Origin of the sequence: Methylobacterium sp. WL119 (assembly GCF_008039875.1) — a bacterium.
Lineage (GTDB): Bacteria > Pseudomonadota > Alphaproteobacteria > Rhizobiales > Beijerinckiaceae > Methylobacterium.
The window spans coordinates 1-16,863 of record NZ_VRUU01000100.1; the positions used below are offsets into that span (position 1 = coordinate 1).

Consider the following 16,863-nt stretch of genomic DNA (forward strand, 5'->3'; position numbering starts at 1 on the left):
TGCGCCGAGGCGCGGATCTCGGCCGCCGCCGCGTTCAGGTCCGACGTCGCCGCACGGTTCGTCCGGGCCAAGTCCGCAAGCCCAGAGACCATCCCGTTCAGCGCACGGGACAGCCGGCCGATCTCGTTGTGGCCGCCGTCCCCGAGCGTCCCGGACAGGTCGCCCTGACCGACCTGCTCGACGAAGGTCATCACCCGCCCGAGCGGCCGGACGATCACGCGGTTGATGGCGATCCCGATCCCGATGCAGATCAGGAGCGTGATCAGGGCCGCGCCCCACAGGGTCAGGAACGCGGTCCGCTGCGCCTCCGCGACGCGATCGTTCAGCGCGTTCCGGGCATCGTCCTGCTTGGTCTCGATGACGGCGAGCTTTTCGCGCAGGGTGTCGAACAGCTGCTTGCCATTGCCTTCGGCCTCGACGCGCGCCGCCTCGGGCCGTCGCGCCGGGTCGGCGGCCATGCGCACGGCCGGCTCGCCGATCTCGGCCTGCCAGGTGCGGGCGGCGGCGACGGCATCGGCCAGCAGGCGCGACGTCTCGGCCTCGCCGCTCGTCAGCGCCCGAAGCCGATCGATGGTCTCATCGAGCGCCGGGCGGCCGGCCCGATAGGGCTCGAGGCTGCTGTCGCGTCCGGTGATGAGGTACCCGCGCAGCCCCGTTTCCTGGTTGAGCATGGCGCCGCGAAAGGCGTCGAGGCCGCGCGCCACGAGCGTCACCTTGCGACGGGCCTCGGTCGCCTCGTTCAGGCGGTCCAGCGTGAACAGGACCGTGCCGCTGCCGAGGACCGACACGAGCGCGATGGCGCCGATCGCGCCGCCGAGGGTGCGGTTGAGGCCAAACGTGTTCGGCATGTTCGAGCGTTCCTGCGCAGACCTGTGGGCGGCGCCCTGCGGTCCCCTTGCCGGCGCAGTCGGCCGAGTCGGCATTCGAATCAAGTGCGTGCGGGGTTCATCGGTCGACGACGCCGATAGGGATCGTGCATCCGCTCATCAAATCCGGCCCGATTCCGGCGTGCCTCTCGAAGCCGGCCGCGCGGCGGATCTCGCCGGCCGCCATGCGCGGATCGCCGCGCCCGGACCGATGCGTGGCGCTGGGGCGGACGCCCCCCGAGATGCCGTGGAGACGGTGCCGCCCGGGCGGCGATGGGAAACCCGTCCCGCACCCGAGGGGCATGACGACCGAGCCGCAGGGCGGCGGGACACGACCCGCGATCGGGAACCGGCCTCAACGCAACAGGGGAAGCTCTGCGCCGAGCAGGCAGAGGCCGACGATGAACAGCCCCGCGCCGATGACCTCCAGTCGCAGGCGATAGGCGGGCATCAGCAGGGACGCCGCGACCAGGCCGGTCCCGGCGACGAGGCAGATCAGGCTTGAGGCCAGCATGGGCGGATGTCCTTCCGCCCACCCCCTACGTCGCGCGATCGAGAAAGTTTTGCCGGCGCGGGCGCGGGCCAGCAGATCGCCGTCCTCTGGCGCCGGCGGCGCTAGAGCCCTAAAGCCGGCGCATGCTGAACGCACCGACGACGCGCCGCCCGCTGGTCCTCGCCGCGGTGATGGCGGCGATGTTCATGATCGCGATCGAGGCGACGATCGTCTCGACGGCGATGCCGCAGATCGCGGGCCAGCTCGGCGACCTCCATCTCTACGCCTGGGTGTTCGCCTCGTTCCTGCTGACGCAGACCGCGACCACCGTGGTGTTCGGCAAGCTGTCCGATCTCTACGGCCGGCGTCCGGTGCTGCTGTTCGGCATCGCAGTGTTCCTCGTCGGCTCGCTGCTGTGCGGCATCGCCTGGTCGATGCCTTCGCTGATCCTGTTCCGGCTCGTGCAGGGCGTCGGGGCCGGCGCGATCCAGCCCGTGAGCATGACCGTGGTCGGCGACCTCTACGCGGCCCGCGAGCGCGGACGGGTCCAGGGCTACCTCGCGAGCGTCTGGGGCGTCTCGTCGGTGGCCGGGCCGCTCGCGGGCGGGCTGATCGTCGGGCATCTGAGCTGGCCGTGGATCTTCTGGATCAACCTGCCGGTCGGCGTCCTCGCGGCCGTCCTGTTCCTGCTGTTCCTGCGCGAGGAGGTGGAGCGCAAGCCGCGCCGGATCGACGTGATCGGGGCGGCCCTCTTCACGGTGGCGATCGCGGCGCTGATGATCGCCCTGACCGAGACGTCGGCCGCGCCGGCCCTCGCCGTCGCCGCCGGCCTGACCTTCCTGGCGGCGATCGCGCTGTTCGTGCTGCAGGAGCGGCGGGCCGCCGACCCCATGCTGGATTTCTCGCTATGGGGGCAGCGACCGATCCTCACCGCCAACGCCGCGACGCTGCTCTCGGGCATGGCGATCATCGGGCTCACCGCCTTTCTCCCGATGTACGTGCAGGGCGTGCTCCGGCAATCGCCGCTCGTCGCCGGGTTCACCCTGACCCTCATGGTGCTCGGCTGGCCGATCGGCGCGACGACGGCGGCGCGCAGCTTCGTCCGCTTTGGCCTGCGACCGGTCCTGCTGCTCGGCGCCGCCCTGCTGCCGATCGGCGCGACGGCCTTCGTGGCCTTGGGCCCGGAGACCTCGCCGGTCGTGGCGGCGGCTGGGTCGATCGTGATGGGCCTCGGCATGGGCTTCCTGTCGACGGCGGCGATCGTGATCATCCAGGACAGCGTCGCCTGGGGGCAGCGGGGGGCGGCCACCGCCTCGAACATCTTTGCGCGCAACCTCGGCTCGACGCTCGGCGCCACCGCGCTCGGCGCCGTGCTGAACTATCGCCTGATCCATCCGGACGGCGGGACCGGAGTGGATCCCGACCAGCTGCGCCGCCTGCTCGACGATCCGGCGAGCCTCGGCGCAGCCGGCGAGGCGGCCCGCCTCAGCCTGCAGCACGCCCTGCACGGCACCTTCTGGACGGTCTTCGCCGTCGCGCTGCTGACGCTGTCGGCATCCCTGCTCGTGCCGCGCGTGGCGATCGCGGAGGCGGCACCGGCCGTCGCGGAGTAGCATTCGGCAGCTACGCTCGGTGCTCGGCCGCCTCTCGTCCGGGCATTTTCTTCGTATCCGATCGCCCGTCCTGTGCCGCACGCCAGCATCCTGGTTGCCATGCGAGCCGAGACGCGATCGGATCGATCGGAGCGACGGCACGGTCGTCCGAGCCCCCACCCCGCTTGTCGCCGGCACCGGCTCGCGGTAGGCAGGAGCAGGGTTTCCGTCGCCGTCTTGCCGCCCCACGTTGAGCGGCGACGGTACCGATGCCTAAAAGCAAGCTGGGACAACGGCTTGGGCCTGTAGCTCAATGGTTAGAGCCGACCGCTCATAACGGTCTGGTTGCAGGTTCGAGTCCTGCCGGGCCCACCAGTCATCACAACGACTTAAGCAGGCATCGTTTTATGCCCCGGGGCGGTCGCCCAACAGTTTACCCAACGAAACGCTATTTTTGCCCCTGTTTTTGAAGGCTCCCGCGGCGCCGGACTGAAAGTCCGGGTGGTGGTGACCGTAGACGTTGATCAACACGTCAGGCGTCATGCCGAGGAAGCCGGACGCCTCCCAGATGCTGACGCCGCGCTGCATCAGCCAGGTCGCCGCGGTGTGTCGGAGGACATGCGGTGAAGCATCCTCCTCAAGGCCCGCGAGGCGGACTGCCGATGCGAAGGCCGTCTTGACCGAAGCAATGGGCTTGCCGTTCCACTCGACCGCGAACTCGGGCATCGTTCCATCGCGTCGCGGCGTCACCGCCCAGCGGCGCAGATGCGCCACGAGGTGCGATGGTAGCTTCACGACGGGCTGCCTCTTCTTCGTAACCCGATTGCCCTCGGCTCGCCGGTAAAACAGCCCCTTATCGAGATCGACATAGGCCCTGCCCTTACCGCGGTGGAACGACGCAGCAGCAAGCGCTCCGGCCCGTGTCCCGGTATAGAGGCCGAGCAGGATAAACCGCGCAAGGTGCCGAAGTGGGCGCTTGTCGGTCTGAACTGCCTGGCCGCGGTTCGAGCCCCGATGGACGGTTTGCGTCTCGCGGTAGCGCCAGCACACCCAGAGCAGGCGAGCCGCCTCCTCTCTCGTTAGGAAGCGGTCTCTCCCCTCCCCTTTCTCCGGCAACGGGACTTTGACGACCCCACGATGCAAGCCTTGGGTCTGGTGATGCCCGATGGCCGCTCGAAGGTCTTCTAGGTCTCGCCGGGCGCCGCCGGTCCGTTTCCTGGCAACGACATAGTCGCGGCACAGCGGCCCTTTGATATCGGACAGGCGTTTGCCACCGAAGAACTCGTTCAGCCGGCCGATCCGTCCCTTCAGCCGGCGATAGCCGATCGGGTCGGACGCTTCGATCAAGCGTCGCCGCGCCTCAAGGTACAAGATCAGCACGTCCGCGACTGGGATTGCTTCGAGGTCCCGAAGCGACCGCGACGGGGTATGCTTGGCGATGTTGTGCTCTGCGAGAGCGCGTTCGGCTGCTGCAAAATCGCCCTCAAAGCATCCTGTGGGGTACTGCTTGCCTCCGTCGAGGATGAGCCAGGCCGCTCGTGACGCGACCTTGCCGCTCCGCTTCCGCTCAGGTCGTAGCCAGAGTGGGGCGGGTTTGCGTTGACGCGGCATAGCTCTCTCATTCTCGCGATGGCGCCGAGGGTCGTCCAATCGCGGCCAGCGACGCGCTCGACGGCTAGCCGCCCGCGAGCCTTTTCCGTGCGCAGGCCGGAAGCGGTCATGCCGCCGCCCGGGTAGGCGAGTGCCGCGGCCACATCGAGCCGCAGCGGCGTCTCGTCGGTAATCTCCGATGCGTCGGGGATGTGTAGCGCCCTACCCATCATGGTTGTCCTGGCCCGCACGTATCGCGCGAGCGATGTCTGCACGTGTGACCTGAGGAGCGTGGCGGGACATTTAGATGGGTCCTTCGTCCGGCAATGTTGATCCGTAGGCGAACTTGTAAACCGACTGGCCTGATGATCGGCGTTGCATGTCCACATGAAAGTGGTTAGATGCACATCATTAGTGCGGTATTGCGCGATATATGTCAATTCTTATGCGCATGAAAAGTGCGACCTGTTCGCTGCCATGATCACTCCTGCGCAGTGTCGCGCGGCGCGCGCCTTGCTGGATTGGAGCCGTGAGCAGTTGGCTACTGCCGCGAGGATCGGCCTGCGTACCCTCGTGGATTTCGAGCGCGGCGCACGCGATCCTCACCACGCTACACTTGAGGCGATCGAGCGTGCCTTGGGTGAAGCTGGTGTGACGACAGACCTTTCAAAGGGCAATGGTCTGGGCGTTCGGCTGATCGGAGTTGATCCTGCTCTACAAGAGCATGTCGAATAGCGGCGATGAGTGATTTCTGATCTAAGGTCGTTAGCTAAACTTCCGCGAACCTCATGATCCATCACTTGGTTCAAATCTGACGGTTGATACGCTCGCCCTTCGGCTCATGGCAGCCCTGGGGATCGCTTTTGGCGCATCCCCACGGCAGTCATTCATTAGCTGTCAGACAACAGCACGCGCAGCATTTGCTGATCCCCGGGTCGGTTGTTGGCGTGTTGCGCACTTCCGTTGAAGCTCTAGAAAGTGCGATATCGCATCGCAATTTTGCAAGGGATACGATCCCGCGTGGAGGCAATTGATGCGGGAAGACGTAAATTCAATCAAGGGGATCATAAAACAACATAACGGGAGCAAGGCGGTCTCAGAGGGGCACAATCGCCGACTGTGCTCTCTTGGAAACACCATCGCCCTTTCCGGCAGCCCTAGCGAAAGATGACTCCCCATCCGCAATGGGGATGATAACTAATCCGAACAAAGCGTTAATCGATGGCCTTCGATCTAATAAGGCCTCGCCATCCGCAGAGAGCAGCTTCATGGACCAGGCCAAAAAATACCTCTGGCAGGGCTTGTCTTCTCTGGATGTTCCCGCGGACGATCCGGTCTCTGTGACGCATCAGAGCAAGGTGGTGCGGCTCGTTGAGCCCGCCGGCAACCTGGATGAGCCGTTATCATCAGCACCGCGCTCCTCGGCCCGTGACTGGTCCGCGCTGATCGAACGCGTTCGTCATGCAGCCAATCATGCCCGCGAGGTCGAGGCACAGGCGCAGGAACAGGAGCTGCGCGTACGGGAACTGCTGGATCACGCGCGGGAAGATATTCGAAACGCTGCCGAGCGGGTCCGTGCTGCTGAGGCACGCACCGCCGATGTCCAGAGTCGTGCTGATGTCTTGCTCAAGGCCGCCGACGAAAAGGTGAAAGCCGCCGAGGAGCGAGCACGGATTGCGGAGGAGTGGCTATCTCGTGTCTACGATACGGTTGCGAGGGAGTTCGGTGTTGAACCAGGAGCTAAGGGAGGGGCTTGATGTCGGCTGCTGCTCAGCCCCGTGCCGTCGATGCACACCCGGACGGGCATGATCCTGAACCGAACGACGCTTGGCGCACCAGCACCAAATGGGCCGCCGAGGCGTTGTTGGACGACAAGATCGTACCGCTCTTCACCGAGCCTGGTGTACCTGTCCCACAGGAGGCCCGAGGCGAACCAAATGCGGTCGATTGGCCTGCAGCGATTGACCTGATCCGAGATGTTGGAGCCCGTGTTCGCCAGGCACGTGATTTTGCTCAGGAAGTGTCGCGTCACTCGCAGTCGATCATCCAACGGAGTGTCAAGCAGGCCGAGGATGCCGAACGGCGTGCGGAGGCTGCCGAGGCGACCGCAGCAGTAGCCATTCTGCGAGCCAATCAGGCCGACGAACTTGCTCGCCTATCGGAGGCAAGGGCCAAACTCGCGGAGCAGCAGGCTGAGACGGCGAAGGCAGCTGAAGCGGAGGCCCAGCTTTGGCTTCGGCGTATTCATGCTTGCCTCAAGGATGAGCTAGGCGATCTCACTGTCGATTATGCCTAGCAACGTCGAGGCTGTAGGTGAGATGCGCGCCCGAGTGGACGAATTGCAGGCCGAGTTGGCAGCAATTCTGACAGGGGGTGATGCGTGGTTGGAAGAAGCCGAACCACGGTTAGGACTGATGCTGCGGAGTGGCTGATAGACTGCCCCACGGCTGGTCACCCGACGCTTGCAGAAAGTTTATTCCCGCTGCTGTGTTTCCGCTCGTGCCTTATCGAATGCCTCATGCCCAGTGGATCCTTCGTCATTCCGCGGCGTCCCAATATCGCTCGGCTCCGTAGCACCGGTCGACAAAGAACCCTGTGACCTGCCGCTTGACGGAAGATCTCCGTAGGATCGCTCGCCAGGCGGCGTTTCAGCGGGATCAGTCTCGGTGCGCTTCGGGTCGGTCATAGTCGGGATGCTCCCTATCAGTACGACAGCGCCTACAGGCTGATGGTAGTAGAGATCCAAATCGGGCGAGCGATTACAGAGAAGGCTTCAGACCTTCACCACCTCGACAGCCAAGCCACCGCCGCTAACTGTCTCCGGGATGTCTGAGTGATCATAGTACCCCGCCTCATGCGCCATCGCGTCAAGGGCTGCGATCTCATTCAATGCCGAGCCGGTCCAAAGGATGGCACCGGTTGCACGCTGCCTGACCTGAAACACCTTCATCGCGCCCCTCCGGACCCATCGAGAGAATAAGCGCGGCGGTGGTGAACCGTTCCGTTAAAGCATATGGCTGGGCAGCGTGTCGCGGGTCGATAATGTTGCCGTGGAGCGACAGGTTCGGGTTTCGCCAAAAGTACCGCTTTCGAGACACCGAATAGACAAGCTTCGGCAATTATGGTGATTGGCCCCACCACTCATCCAGCCTGCTGCCATGATCGCCACCGTCCGCATCGCCCTCCTCGATCACCGCGAGGTCACGGCCGTGCTCGCTACCTCCGCGGCCTTCCTGATGTGCGTGCTGGCGTTAGTTTGGATAGCTGGTTGACCGAGATCATGAGGGGCGCTCCGCATTTCAGCGGAGAGCTTGGATCGGTCAGTAGAAGCTTCGACGGCCGTAGCCGTAGCCGCGGCCCCTGCCGTAGCCGCGGCCATAACCGCCATAGCCCCGGCCGAAGCGCGGTCCGCCGTAGCCACGTCCACCATAACCGTAGCCACCACGGTAGCCCCGACCGTAACCACCGCGTCCATAGCCGTAGCCAAACTGTACAGGCTCGACTGCCGGTGCCGTCTCAGGGATGGCGGCGATCCCAATCTGCGCAGCGGAAGCGGGAGCAGGTGCGAGAGATAACCCTGCAATGAGCAGGCTCAGCGCTAGAAACATGGTCTTCAGCAAAGGGTTACTCCTTGTGAGCGCGCAGCGTTCGATCTGAGCGTCCATGATCCTATCAGGTATTGGTCCTGTCACCAGCACACTGTTTTAGCAGGAGCACCATCCACAAAGGTGACAGAGACCAGCCTAAACGGCTGCAGAAGCGCTATAAGCAACAAGAAGCTCGTCAATTCGGTTTGCGACCGTTAAGCGCCCTGCTTGCCCGACTTCACACGTTCCAGGGTACGAGCGCTCTCACGTTCGAATCGTCGCGGCGTCATCTCGCCCGCATCTACGCGGCGAGCCAGTTGCGTCCGGTAGGCGACTGCCGCTTCCTGATCTGGGCTTAGCGTAACGCTCGCTCGCACCGCTGCACCCGTGCGCTCTGCCCGCTCGGTATATGAGATGCGTCCGGCATCGCGCTCGGCCTTGAGGCGCGCGATGTCTTCTTGAAAAACGGCTGTCTGTTGGGGACCGGGCGCTGCACTTTGGCACGCAGCCAGACTGATTGAGATGGCAAGGACAGCGGCAATCGATCGGTACATAGAAGTCTCCCGTGGATCACGGGCTTGGACGGTTGTAGCTCGATCGGCGAGACCCGCGCGGCAACACCAGAGTAGAAATCCGAAGCCTGCTCGGATGCTCGCCGTTCAACGCCGCTGGGCGGTCTTTGGTAGACGTTCTTCGCTCAAGGAATTGCAGATGGAGTTGGCCGTGGCGCGTGCGGACCGTGATGCCTGGATGATCCGCGCGAGGCAGCAGGCATGATGACCGACCCCTACACCTGCCAGCCACGCGATACGGAATTTCGGACCATGCTGCGAGCACTCGACGACAACCTACGGACGCGCAGCATCCACACGTTGCCGGCCTAGATATTGAGAAGGTCAGTCAGGAGTTGGAAAATGGTCTATGAAGCGCACACCGTCCCATAACTCGACGGCGTGTCCATTCACGAGAGCTTTAGCTTCCACCATCGCATTTGGATCGTCGTCCACGTTCAAGCGAGTCATTCCAAGGACTTCACCGCTCTTTCCAATGAGGATAGCTCGGTAGCGTGGGGGCATCGGCGGCTTGTCCAGCCCATCGAAGCCAATCCTGTCCTCGCCCGCCATCAAACCCGTCCGTTGCGCCGTCCCACTGCATTGCCAGAAGCCAAGCTTCAGAGCACGCGTCTTTTATACTGAATTTCAAAGAAAAAGCGCACTCGGTTAAGAGCGCGCCGAGGTTGGGCTTGGATCTAATGCCCCCATATCAGGAGCCGCGCTAAGGTAGCACACAGCTTGGCCATTGGCTGTCACAAGCGCGTGCACGCGCCGTACGCTTCCTAACCAATGGCGCAGGTGACGGCCCAGGGCCTACCGAAGCAGCCATGTGCCAACGAAGGTGAGGGCGGCTGAGTAGACGGCGTGCCCCTCCTCATCCGTTACGACGACCGTGATCGTCTGCCGCTCGCCATCCTTGGGGATCTCGTCAACGGCAATGGCAGGCAGCAAGCGCTTCGCTTCAAGCGCAGCGGCTTGCAGATTGGCACATTCAGTGCCCGCGTCGTCGCGTTGGTGGACTCCGTCGTGAATGTCGAAGAAGTAGCGAGGCACAGGCTCTCCGCGCATCAGAGGCGGGAGCACACATGTCTCTCAAGCGCGGAAGGCCAGGGCAAGAGCCGCGATGACCAGCGCTTTAGGCTAAGCTTTCTGCGGCCGCCAACACATAGGTCAAGGTGGCACACTTTTGCCTGTAGCGAGCTAACTGAAAATCCGACTCCCAGAGCGAAGCTGGAGCTCGCGTCGAGCCTGCTCTTTGACCTCTTCGCGGATGGCCGGGCACTCGATCTTCCGCAGCAGGCTTTCCTTCGTATGCCCCTCAAACGGACGGAGAGCTTGCCAGCGGCGCCGTGCCATTCCGATCCTGGACTCTGTCTGCATATCGCCCCCTCACTCGGCGACGTAGGCAACCCATTTAGGGTGAGGGAGGCGGTCCCGCTTGGGGGGGGCAAGCAGGACCACCACAGCGGATCGGAAGGACCTGCTGGCCGCTGATGCAGCGCCTAGCACATTGCAGCATCCAGGTTGCTGAAGGATGACCGATTACGTTGTCATCTTTACCGCCGCGGACGCCGTTCCTCGTCGGCCACCGCCTCCACGGCCGCGATCGCGTTTTCAAGCTCCGCGATGCGCTTCAGCGTGCTGTCGGCCGGCATCGTATCGTACTGAGCCGCTTCCATGATGAGGTCGCGCTGCCGGGTTTTGAGGCGGTCGAGAAGAGCGTCGAGCTTGTCCATGGCGCGCTGTAGCCAGGCTTACCTAGTCCGACAAGGTCGAGCCAATTACTTACTGCCAACAAGCGACGGGCAACCCCGTCGACAGAGCCCCATCGCGTATCTAAGGCATCGGTAGGGCGGGCTTAGCCATGTGGTAGCCTCAGTCTGCGTTCGGCATGCCCGATGCGGTTTCGTCTTACTTAATCTCGATCGGCCACACGTGGGTCTACGTCGAGGCAATTCTGGCAGTGCCGCTGCCAGTGTAGAAGTAGGTAATGGCATGAGCGGGCGTACAAAAGCACACAACCTGACCCGCGAGGAGGGCGCCGGCTACAGCAAGGCGCTTCAGGATCTGCGCACTTGGTACGAAGGGCGCGACGATTTGGCCAAGCAGCGGATCGAGACGTTGAAGGCGGGCTTCGGTGCCACGGATCCAGCCTCGATAACTGCCGTCGCCATGCTGCAGTCCGCGATGAAGGATCGCCAGCAGGCGGTTGCTGAAATCGATCGTCTCTACGCCCAGCAGCGTATCGCGACGCTTGGTAGATGAGCGCCGTGCCCAACGACACAATGGGCGGCCAGATCAAGACTGCCTTGATGAAGCCAGAGGGGTCAAGCAGGACCACTACAGCGGATCGGGCAACCTGCTTGGTCGCTGATGCAGCCTGGGCTGCCCTGGACCAGACAGGTTGCGGAAGGATGAGAAGTTAGCCCTGCCCCTCGCACTCTTGTGTGTCCCAGATCGGCTTGGCCAGGTTCAATCGTTTTCGATTTCTACCGCCCCAACGGTCGTGGCTCGCGCCCCTGCATCCCGCTGGACCGGGCCAGCAGCAGCAGGCGCTGCACCAGATCCTCGGTCCCGCGGCTGCCCGCCGGCTTGCGAGCCAGCGCCTGAAGGCTCGGCGCCATGGCCGGATCGAGCAGCATCCTCGCAACCGCCGCCGTGTTACCCATCATCCGCGCCTGTGTGACCGCGTCGCCAACACCGCTGCGCAGGCCGACGAACGCTCCGCCGGCAGCCCCGTGCAGGCCACCGAAGGCCCCGCCTAAGGCCGCGCTCGACACCACGTCGCTCACCGCCTGCCCAACCGGCGTCTTACCGCTGCCGAGCTGCTTCTGGATTGCCTGATTGAATGCCGTGTCGCTGCCCCGCTGAGGCCGGTAGCCCGTCGCTTCCAGGGCAGTCAGGAGGCGATCCATCACGCTGCCGGTGTGTTCCCCGTCCGGAAGCGCTCGCAGGGCCGCGTCGAGGTTGGTGCGCTGCTGCGGGTTGCCCCTCACGGCGGAAGCGAACCCAGCCCCGCCGTACTGCTGAGCGACCCCTCGCACGGTCTGGGTCGCCTCGTTGAACACACCTTCCAGATGCGTCCGGGCCAATGCGCGGGCGACGGGCGGGTTGTTGCGAGCCAGCGCCGCCATAGCGCCACCGACCTCGCCCTGGCTGTTTGGCAAGGGGTTGGCCGGGAACAAGGCACGGGTCGCTGCCCCGGTCTCATCGGTGGCGGCGACCTTTCCGAGCGGCGTCTTATCGACCAGAGCGAGTGCGTCACGGGCGCGAGCCACATCGGCGAGCCGATCCCGAACACCGGGCGCTGCGTCGAGCACGTCGCCGTGCTCCCGGATCGCCTTCATCAGCCCTTCTGCCGTGATGTTGCCGCGGGCATCCGTAGCGCTGTCCATCAGCCGCGTCGCGAGGTTGCCCTCGTAGGCCTGCCGGGCTGCAGGGGTGGCGTTCGCCAGGAACTCGCGCGTCGCTGAGGCGCCCTGCAGATGCGTCGGCACTTGCTCGGTAGGCGTCGCCATCCGGCCCGAGAGCGAGTCCTGCCGGACGATGCGGCCCAAAGGCGTGTTGCCGGTGAAAGGCTCCAGCGGGCGGCTGTTCGTAGCGAAGTTCGCATCCGCGGTCGCGACCTCGGGCACGCCCTTGAGCTGGCCGTCGAGGGCGTTGCGCGTGATTGTCAGGTCGCGCACCTTGGTTGCGTCCCCGACCTCCTGAGCCGAGCGGATCTGAAAATCGAGCCGTTCGCGGGCATGCAGCAGCCCGTCGATGCTCATGTCGACCTCGCCACCGGGCTCGAACAGGTCGCGCAGAGCGTTGCCGAGCGCGCTGCGGACATCGCCCTTGGCCGTGCGGGCCTGCTCGCCGATCGCATCTAGTGCCGGTCGCGGATCGATCTGCCCGAACCGAACGACCGGGATCTGTTCCGTCACGGTGGTGAACCGTGAGTAGGGCTGCAGCGGCCCCTTCATCGCTCCGACCGTGCGCTCGTAAGCATCGAGCGGATCGACGCGCTCGCCTCGCATCAAGGCGCCCAACGTCCGTGAGCGGATGTCCGGATGCACACTCTCAGGATCGACGCCGACACGGGCGAGGTCCTCGTTCAGGCGGTTCTCAGCAAGGGACAGGGAGGCGCTGTAGTCGTCGGCCATCCGCGAGGGACCGGCCGACACCGGGCCACGTTCCTGCCCAATCGGGTAGCTCGGGACGCCGCGGCGCTCGTTCGTGAGCTTGCGCAACAACTCGCCGCGAATGTCGCGTTGCATCCCGCCGTCAACATCAGGGCGGAGATACCCGGCCTCAATCAGCTTGGGTCGCCAGAAGCTGTCCAGCGGCTTGCCGCCCTCACGCGCCACGGTGCCGGCCCCAGGGATATTGAACCGGTGGAAGTCCTGGGACCGGAGATCGCCTGTGAGATCCAGGCCGCCGTTCCGCGCGATGAAGCGGGCAAGGCTCTCGGACCCGGCATTCCCAGCCTCCGCCGCAGGTCGGGTGAAGGTTTCGAGCGGGCGCGGAGCATCGTCGGTGAACTGCGGTCGCGAGTAGGCCGGTTGCGTCACAACCGGCTCGCCAGGTCGCTCCACCGTCACCATACGCTCGATGCCAGCGTTCTCGGGTGCGTTGCGAGCAGCACCGTAGTCGCGGGCCGCCTGCCCCTGGCGAACCGCCTCGCGCAGATCTGCCGTGGCGCGGAGATCGCGCTGGATTACCTGTCCCGCCGCATCGTCGCCCAGCCGTGGGCCGACCGCTTCGCGAGCCCGCGTCAGCGCCATGCCCTCGGGCGTCTGCGCGATCCCGGCACGCGCTGCGGTCTGAGCCTCGATGCCGAGCGCCGAGGGCGAAACCGGACCCGAGCCGAGCAGGTCGAAGCTGGCGCGACTGGTTCGCTCCACCTGCCCGGGGCGGGCGGCGTAGAACTCGCCGGTCATGCGCCCCGCCTCACCACCGGAGTTCGCTGTGACGCGAGCGATCTGTGACAGGCGCGTGGCCCGGCCGCCTGTGACCTGGTTCAACGCCTCGTCGAAGCTGAGAGGCACCCCACCGCCCGGCAGGTTGAGAGACTGCTCGCGCAATGCCTGTGCTGCGGCGAGGTCTGCCTCCGGGAAACCATGCAGGGCCTCGCGCAGGACCGGCTCGCCCCTCGTCCCGCCACGCACTGCGCCGACCACCTTGCCGGCGACATGACCAAGCCCCGGCCCGACAGCACCCAGGGCACCTCCGAGTGCCGCGCCACCGCCGATCGATCCAAGGTCGCCATCACTGCGAACGGCCGCGTCAGCACCGCCCAGGGCGGCTCCGCTGGCCAGCGACACTCCCGAGCGGACCATGAGACCGCCAGCACCCGCCCCGAACGCTGCCGGTGCTGCGGCGACCAGGGGCAGCGTCGCGAGCGTACCGCCGACCATTGCCCCTGCTACCGATGACCCCATGGGAGAGCCTTGCCCCTACCCAGGTCCGGCCAACCGCGCACACCAAAACGGCGGGGCTCTCGCCCCGCCGCTCGAACCTCAAACCGGACCTGGCCTCTCTGCGATCAGAAGCCGACGACAGCGCTCGCCGTACCCACGGCCGTTGCGACGAGACCGCAAGCGAAAGCTCCAATCATCAGGTAGTTGAACAGCTTCATTTGCATGCCTGTGAACCTGTCAGCCGATCAGCAGCGGTTTCCGCCGGCAGTCTGGCCGTACTGCTTCACCGGGAAGTGCTGCTGGTTGGCGTTGCCCTCGGCGGCCGAACTCATCGGGCAGGTCGCCGGGTCACGGTGGAAGCCAGCGTCGTACTCGTTGAACGAACCCATCGTCTCGACCTCGTAGGGCGAGAACCCTGTGTGCCGGGCGGGCCGATCATAGGCCATTGCAGACGAGATCGAGGCAACGCCAACAATAAGGGCGGTGGCGATGGCGGCGATACGGGTCTTCATGGTCGTGTTCAAACTCCTGTGCAGGACAATCCCTGGATCGGGCCTGTTTCCTTCTGCTTGAAACTAAGATGGGGTGCCGGTTTCATTCTCGACGTGACGCCGCGCACGCGCCGACGTGGATTAAAATACCTTGGAGCACAAGCATGAACCAGCGCGAACGCGCCGCCTACAACGCTGGCCTACGTGCTGCCATCCACGCCGCTCGTACCACTGCAATCACGATGGAGACTGCGCCTAATTCGGCGGACGTGCGCAATCAAGCCGCCGTCGCTGCGCTGTATGCCTTCGCCGAGGGCGCCGCGGCGCTGGCCCTCACGAAGCAGAATGGCACGCCATGCCCCACATCCTCTGCATCGTGAAACCTCTTAGCCAGTGCTATATAAGATCATGAACGCGCTGGCCTTGCTGTTGTTGGGCTGTAGTTTCAGTCAACCCACCCCCTGAGTGCTGACGATGCGAGGCGACGGAAAACCCTTCGAGCAAGGCCAGAGCGGCAACCCAGCCGGTCGCCCGAAGGGTGCCCGCCACCGCACCACGCTCGCCATGGAAGCCCTCCTCGAAGGTGAGGCCGAGACTCTAACCCGCAAGGCCATCGAACTCGCCTGCGAGGGTGACACGGTTGCGCTGCGACTTTGCTTGGACCACCTCGCGCCCGTGCGGAAAGACCGACACGTCATCTTCGACCTGCCGGCGATCGAGACCACGGCCGACCTGCCGAAGGCCACACACGCCCTCCTGCAGGCCATTGCGGCCGGCGAGCTAACCCCGTCCGAGGCCGCCGACATCGGCAAGGCCGTAGACGCCCACGTCCGCGCGATCGAGGTCACGGACCTGCATCAGCGCCTAGCCCGTCTCGAAGAAGGAATGCAGCAATGACCTCCCGCGTGATCGACCTCCGCCTCCGCAAGATCGAGAAGCAGCAGAGCGACAACCGCTTCGATCGTATGTCCGAGGCAGAGCTGGACGAGCAGATCAACGAAGGGCTCGCGGTGGTCTGCTTCGGCTACCCATCGGTCAACGCCGCCGCTGAGGCGTTCCGAGCTTCACCCAGTCTCGGAGATCACCGCCTCGCCGAACAGCTCGACTGGTACATTGGCTACGTCGCCGAGGAGCGTGCTGCCGGCCGGATGAGCTGAAGGCGGGCTGGGGCCGGTGCCCAACCCTGATCCTCACCGATCGCCCGCCAGGCGCCGGGTCTGACATCCACGTCGAGGACTGGCAGGCATGGGTCGCCGACGGCCTCGGCATCGTCACGAACGGCATGCTCTGCGTCACCGGCCCGGAACTGACGGTGGACGAGTGGACGTTGCGGCACCTCACGGAGCACTGAGGTAGCTCGCCGGCAGCTTCAATTCCGGCCTAGTGGCGAGGGTCGGCACTCCTGCGCCTCTGTGCCTAATAGGCAAAAGCGGCCCGCGTGCTACATGATGAGTCGCAACTGGGATACGGCGCTTGATGCGCCGGACGTAGGAAGCATGGCCATCCGATTTCAGACGAACCCACATAAGGCCGTTGAGGTCATTGTGTGGTTCGCGACCAAGCGGCCGGGGATCGATTTCCATTCGATCCTGAAGCTGCTGTTTTTCGCCGACAAGGACCACCTCAACGAATGGGGCCGCCCCATCGTGGGCGATCGCTACAACGCCCTGCAATATGGGCCGGTGGCGCAGATGACCTACGACATCCTCAAGCGCGATCCGCTGGCGCTGGAGGAGTTGAAGACGGCTAGCAAGGACCTCCCGTTTGAGGTCCAGAACAATTACTGCGTCTATCCTCATAGGGCGCCCGACCTAGATCGACTGTCAGAGACGGACGTGGACGCTCTTGAAGCGGCCTGGGAGCGCTATGGGCACCTCGACTTCAAGGGGCGCACTGACGAGTCGCACCGCCACCCGGCATACCGGAATGCGGAGATCGCTGGCCGACAGGCCATGCATTACGCCGACTTCCTTGAAGGCGAGATGGCGAACCCAGAAGTGATCGCCGATCTGGAAGAAACCGGACCGCGCCTGCGCCTTTGATGCCAATTTCTCTCAAGGTCGGTGATGTCATCCGCATCTACGACGGCACCACTGATCCGGGGAAGATGAAGCGGTTCCTCTGCGTGCTAGTCGCAGAGGGGTGGTTTCTGCGCATCAACACTAGGTCGCGAACTCATAACGGCTGGCACGGTCGCTCGCCCTGATCGTTGATCCTCCGGCATGGAGGATTGTGAATGGCGCGGTTTGACCTGACGGATGCGGAGTGGGCGGCGATCGAGCCGGTTC

The 16,863-nt window shown here is 64.7% G+C and carries 20 protein-coding genes and 1 tRNA gene; 11 read left to right on the forward strand and 10 right to left on the reverse strand.

Annotated features, from left to right (window positions below; genetic code table 11):
• Positions 1-848: CHASE3 domain-containing protein (locus tag FV227_RS23500; protein WP_147860032.1), on the reverse strand; the 848-nt coding region annotated here is incomplete at its 3' end.
• 373 nt (positions 849-1,221) lie between these two features.
• Positions 1,222-1,380: a hypothetical protein gene (locus tag FV227_RS29235; RefSeq protein ID WP_187274923.1), complete on the reverse strand. Its 159-nt coding sequence runs from the start codon at positions 1,378-1,380 to the stop codon at positions 1,222-1,224.
• Between the two features lie 122 nt (positions 1,381-1,502).
• Here FV227_RS29235 and FV227_RS23505 point away from each other — a divergent pair, with 122 nt between their 5' ends.
• Positions 1,503-2,972 carry an MDR family MFS transporter gene (locus FV227_RS23505; RefSeq protein ID WP_147727823.1) on the forward strand — a complete coding sequence of 490 codons (1,470 nt, stop codon included), beginning with the start codon at positions 1,503-1,505 and terminating at the stop codon, positions 2,970-2,972.
• A 278-nt stretch (positions 2,973-3,250) separates the two neighbouring features.
• Positions 3,251-3,326 (forward strand) — tRNA-Ile (locus FV227_RS23510).
• A gap of 30 nt (positions 3,327-3,356) precedes the next feature.
• Here FV227_RS23510 and FV227_RS23515 read toward each other — a convergent pair.
• On the reverse strand, positions 3,357-4,562 hold the full coding sequence (locus FV227_RS23515; RefSeq protein WP_147727824.1) for a site-specific integrase: 1,206 nt from the start codon (positions 4,560-4,562) through the stop codon (positions 3,357-3,359).
• A gap of 354 nt (positions 4,563-4,916) precedes the next feature.
• Between FV227_RS23515 and FV227_RS23520 the strand changes: the two genes are divergently transcribed.
• From FV227_RS23520 to FV227_RS23530, 3 genes are all read left to right on the forward strand, one after another.
• Complete coding sequence (locus FV227_RS23520) at positions 4,917-5,276, forward strand: helix-turn-helix transcriptional regulator (protein ID WP_246687886.1); 360 nt, start codon at positions 4,917-4,919, stop codon at positions 5,274-5,276.
• Between the two features lie 533 nt (positions 5,277-5,809).
• Positions 5,810-6,298: a hypothetical protein gene (locus tag FV227_RS23525; protein WP_246686606.1), complete on the forward strand. Its 489-nt coding sequence runs from the start codon at positions 5,810-5,812 to the stop codon at positions 6,296-6,298.
• A complete protein-coding gene (locus FV227_RS23530) occupies positions 6,298-6,837 on the forward strand; it encodes a hypothetical protein (protein WP_147727825.1) in 540 nt (179 codons plus the stop codon). The genes FV227_RS23525 and FV227_RS23530 overlap by 1 nt, the downstream gene beginning before the upstream one ends.
• A 477-nt stretch (positions 6,838-7,314) precedes the next feature.
• Here the strand turns inward: FV227_RS23530 and FV227_RS29240 are convergent, their stop codons facing one another.
• Positions 7,315-7,491, reverse strand: a complete 177-nt coding sequence (locus tag FV227_RS29240; RefSeq protein ID WP_187274924.1) for a hypothetical protein — start codon at positions 7,489-7,491, stop codon at positions 7,315-7,317.
• Between the two features lie 178 nt (positions 7,492-7,669).
• Between FV227_RS29240 and FV227_RS29245 the strand changes: the two genes are divergently transcribed.
• Entirely contained in the window at positions 7,670-7,813 is a 144-nt protein-coding gene (locus FV227_RS29245) for a hypothetical protein (protein WP_187274925.1), read from the forward strand.
• Between the two features lie 48 nt (positions 7,814-7,861).
• Here FV227_RS29245 and FV227_RS23535 read toward each other — a convergent pair whose 3' ends face one another.
• From FV227_RS23535 to FV227_RS23550, 4 genes are all read right to left on the reverse strand, one after another.
• On the reverse strand, positions 7,862-8,206 hold the full coding sequence (locus tag FV227_RS23535) for a hypothetical protein (RefSeq protein ID WP_246686607.1): 345 nt from the start codon (positions 8,204-8,206) through the stop codon (positions 7,862-7,864).
• A gap of 818 nt (positions 8,207-9,024) precedes the next feature.
• A complete protein-coding gene (locus FV227_RS23540; protein ID WP_147860033.1) occupies positions 9,025-9,252 on the reverse strand; it encodes a hypothetical protein in 228 nt (75 codons plus the stop codon).
• Positions 9,253-9,495: 243 nt separating this feature from the next.
• Positions 9,496-9,735, reverse strand: a complete 240-nt coding sequence (locus tag FV227_RS23545; protein WP_147860034.1) for a hypothetical protein — start codon at positions 9,733-9,735, stop codon at positions 9,496-9,498.
• 503 nt (positions 9,736-10,238) lie between these two features.
• Positions 10,239-10,418, reverse strand: a complete 180-nt coding sequence (locus FV227_RS23550; RefSeq protein ID WP_147860035.1) for a hypothetical protein — start codon at positions 10,416-10,418, stop codon at positions 10,239-10,241.
• Positions 10,419-10,677: 259 nt separating this feature from the next.
• On the opposite strand from FV227_RS23550, the gene FV227_RS23555 reads away from it, so the two are divergent.
• On the forward strand, positions 10,678-10,947 hold the full coding sequence (locus tag FV227_RS23555; RefSeq protein ID WP_147860036.1) for a hypothetical protein: 270 nt from the start codon (positions 10,678-10,680) through the stop codon (positions 10,945-10,947).
• 224 nt (positions 10,948-11,171) lie between these two features.
• Here FV227_RS23555 and FV227_RS23560 read toward each other — a convergent pair whose 3' ends face one another.
• Together FV227_RS23560 and FV227_RS23565 are read right to left on the reverse strand one after the other, a co-directional pair.
• Positions 11,172-14,081: a hypothetical protein gene (locus tag FV227_RS23560; protein ID WP_147860037.1), complete on the reverse strand. Its 2,910-nt coding sequence runs from the start codon at positions 14,079-14,081 to the stop codon at positions 11,172-11,174.
• Between the two features lie 248 nt (positions 14,082-14,329).
• Positions 14,330-14,596, reverse strand: a complete 267-nt coding sequence (locus tag FV227_RS23565) for a hypothetical protein (protein WP_147860038.1) — start codon at positions 14,594-14,596, stop codon at positions 14,330-14,332.
• A 143-nt stretch (positions 14,597-14,739) separates the two neighbouring features.
• Between FV227_RS23565 and FV227_RS23570 the strand changes: the two genes are divergently transcribed.
• The 4 genes from FV227_RS23570 to FV227_RS23585 all read left to right on the forward strand — a co-directional run bounded on the left by FV227_RS23570 (position 14,740) and on the right by FV227_RS23585 (position 16,617).
• Positions 14,740-14,955 (forward strand): hypothetical protein, encoded by a 216-nt coding sequence (locus FV227_RS23570; RefSeq protein ID WP_147860039.1) that lies wholly within the window; start codon positions 14,740-14,742, stop codon positions 14,953-14,955.
• 94 nt (positions 14,956-15,049) lie between these two features.
• Positions 15,050-15,472, forward strand: a complete 423-nt coding sequence (locus FV227_RS23575) for a DUF5681 domain-containing protein (RefSeq protein WP_147860040.1) — start codon at positions 15,050-15,052, stop codon at positions 15,470-15,472.
• Complete coding sequence (locus FV227_RS23580; RefSeq protein WP_147860041.1) at positions 15,469-15,732, forward strand: hypothetical protein; 264 nt, start codon at positions 15,469-15,471, stop codon at positions 15,730-15,732. Before FV227_RS23575 ends, FV227_RS23580 begins: the two co-directional genes overlap by 4 nt.
• A gap of 288 nt (positions 15,733-16,020) precedes the next feature.
• The gene (locus tag FV227_RS23585) at positions 16,021-16,617 is read left to right on the forward strand and encodes a Panacea domain-containing protein (RefSeq protein WP_147860042.1); all 597 of its coding nucleotides are present in this window, start codon (positions 16,021-16,023) and stop codon (positions 16,615-16,617) included.
• Positions 16,618-16,863 lie beyond the last annotated feature (246 nt).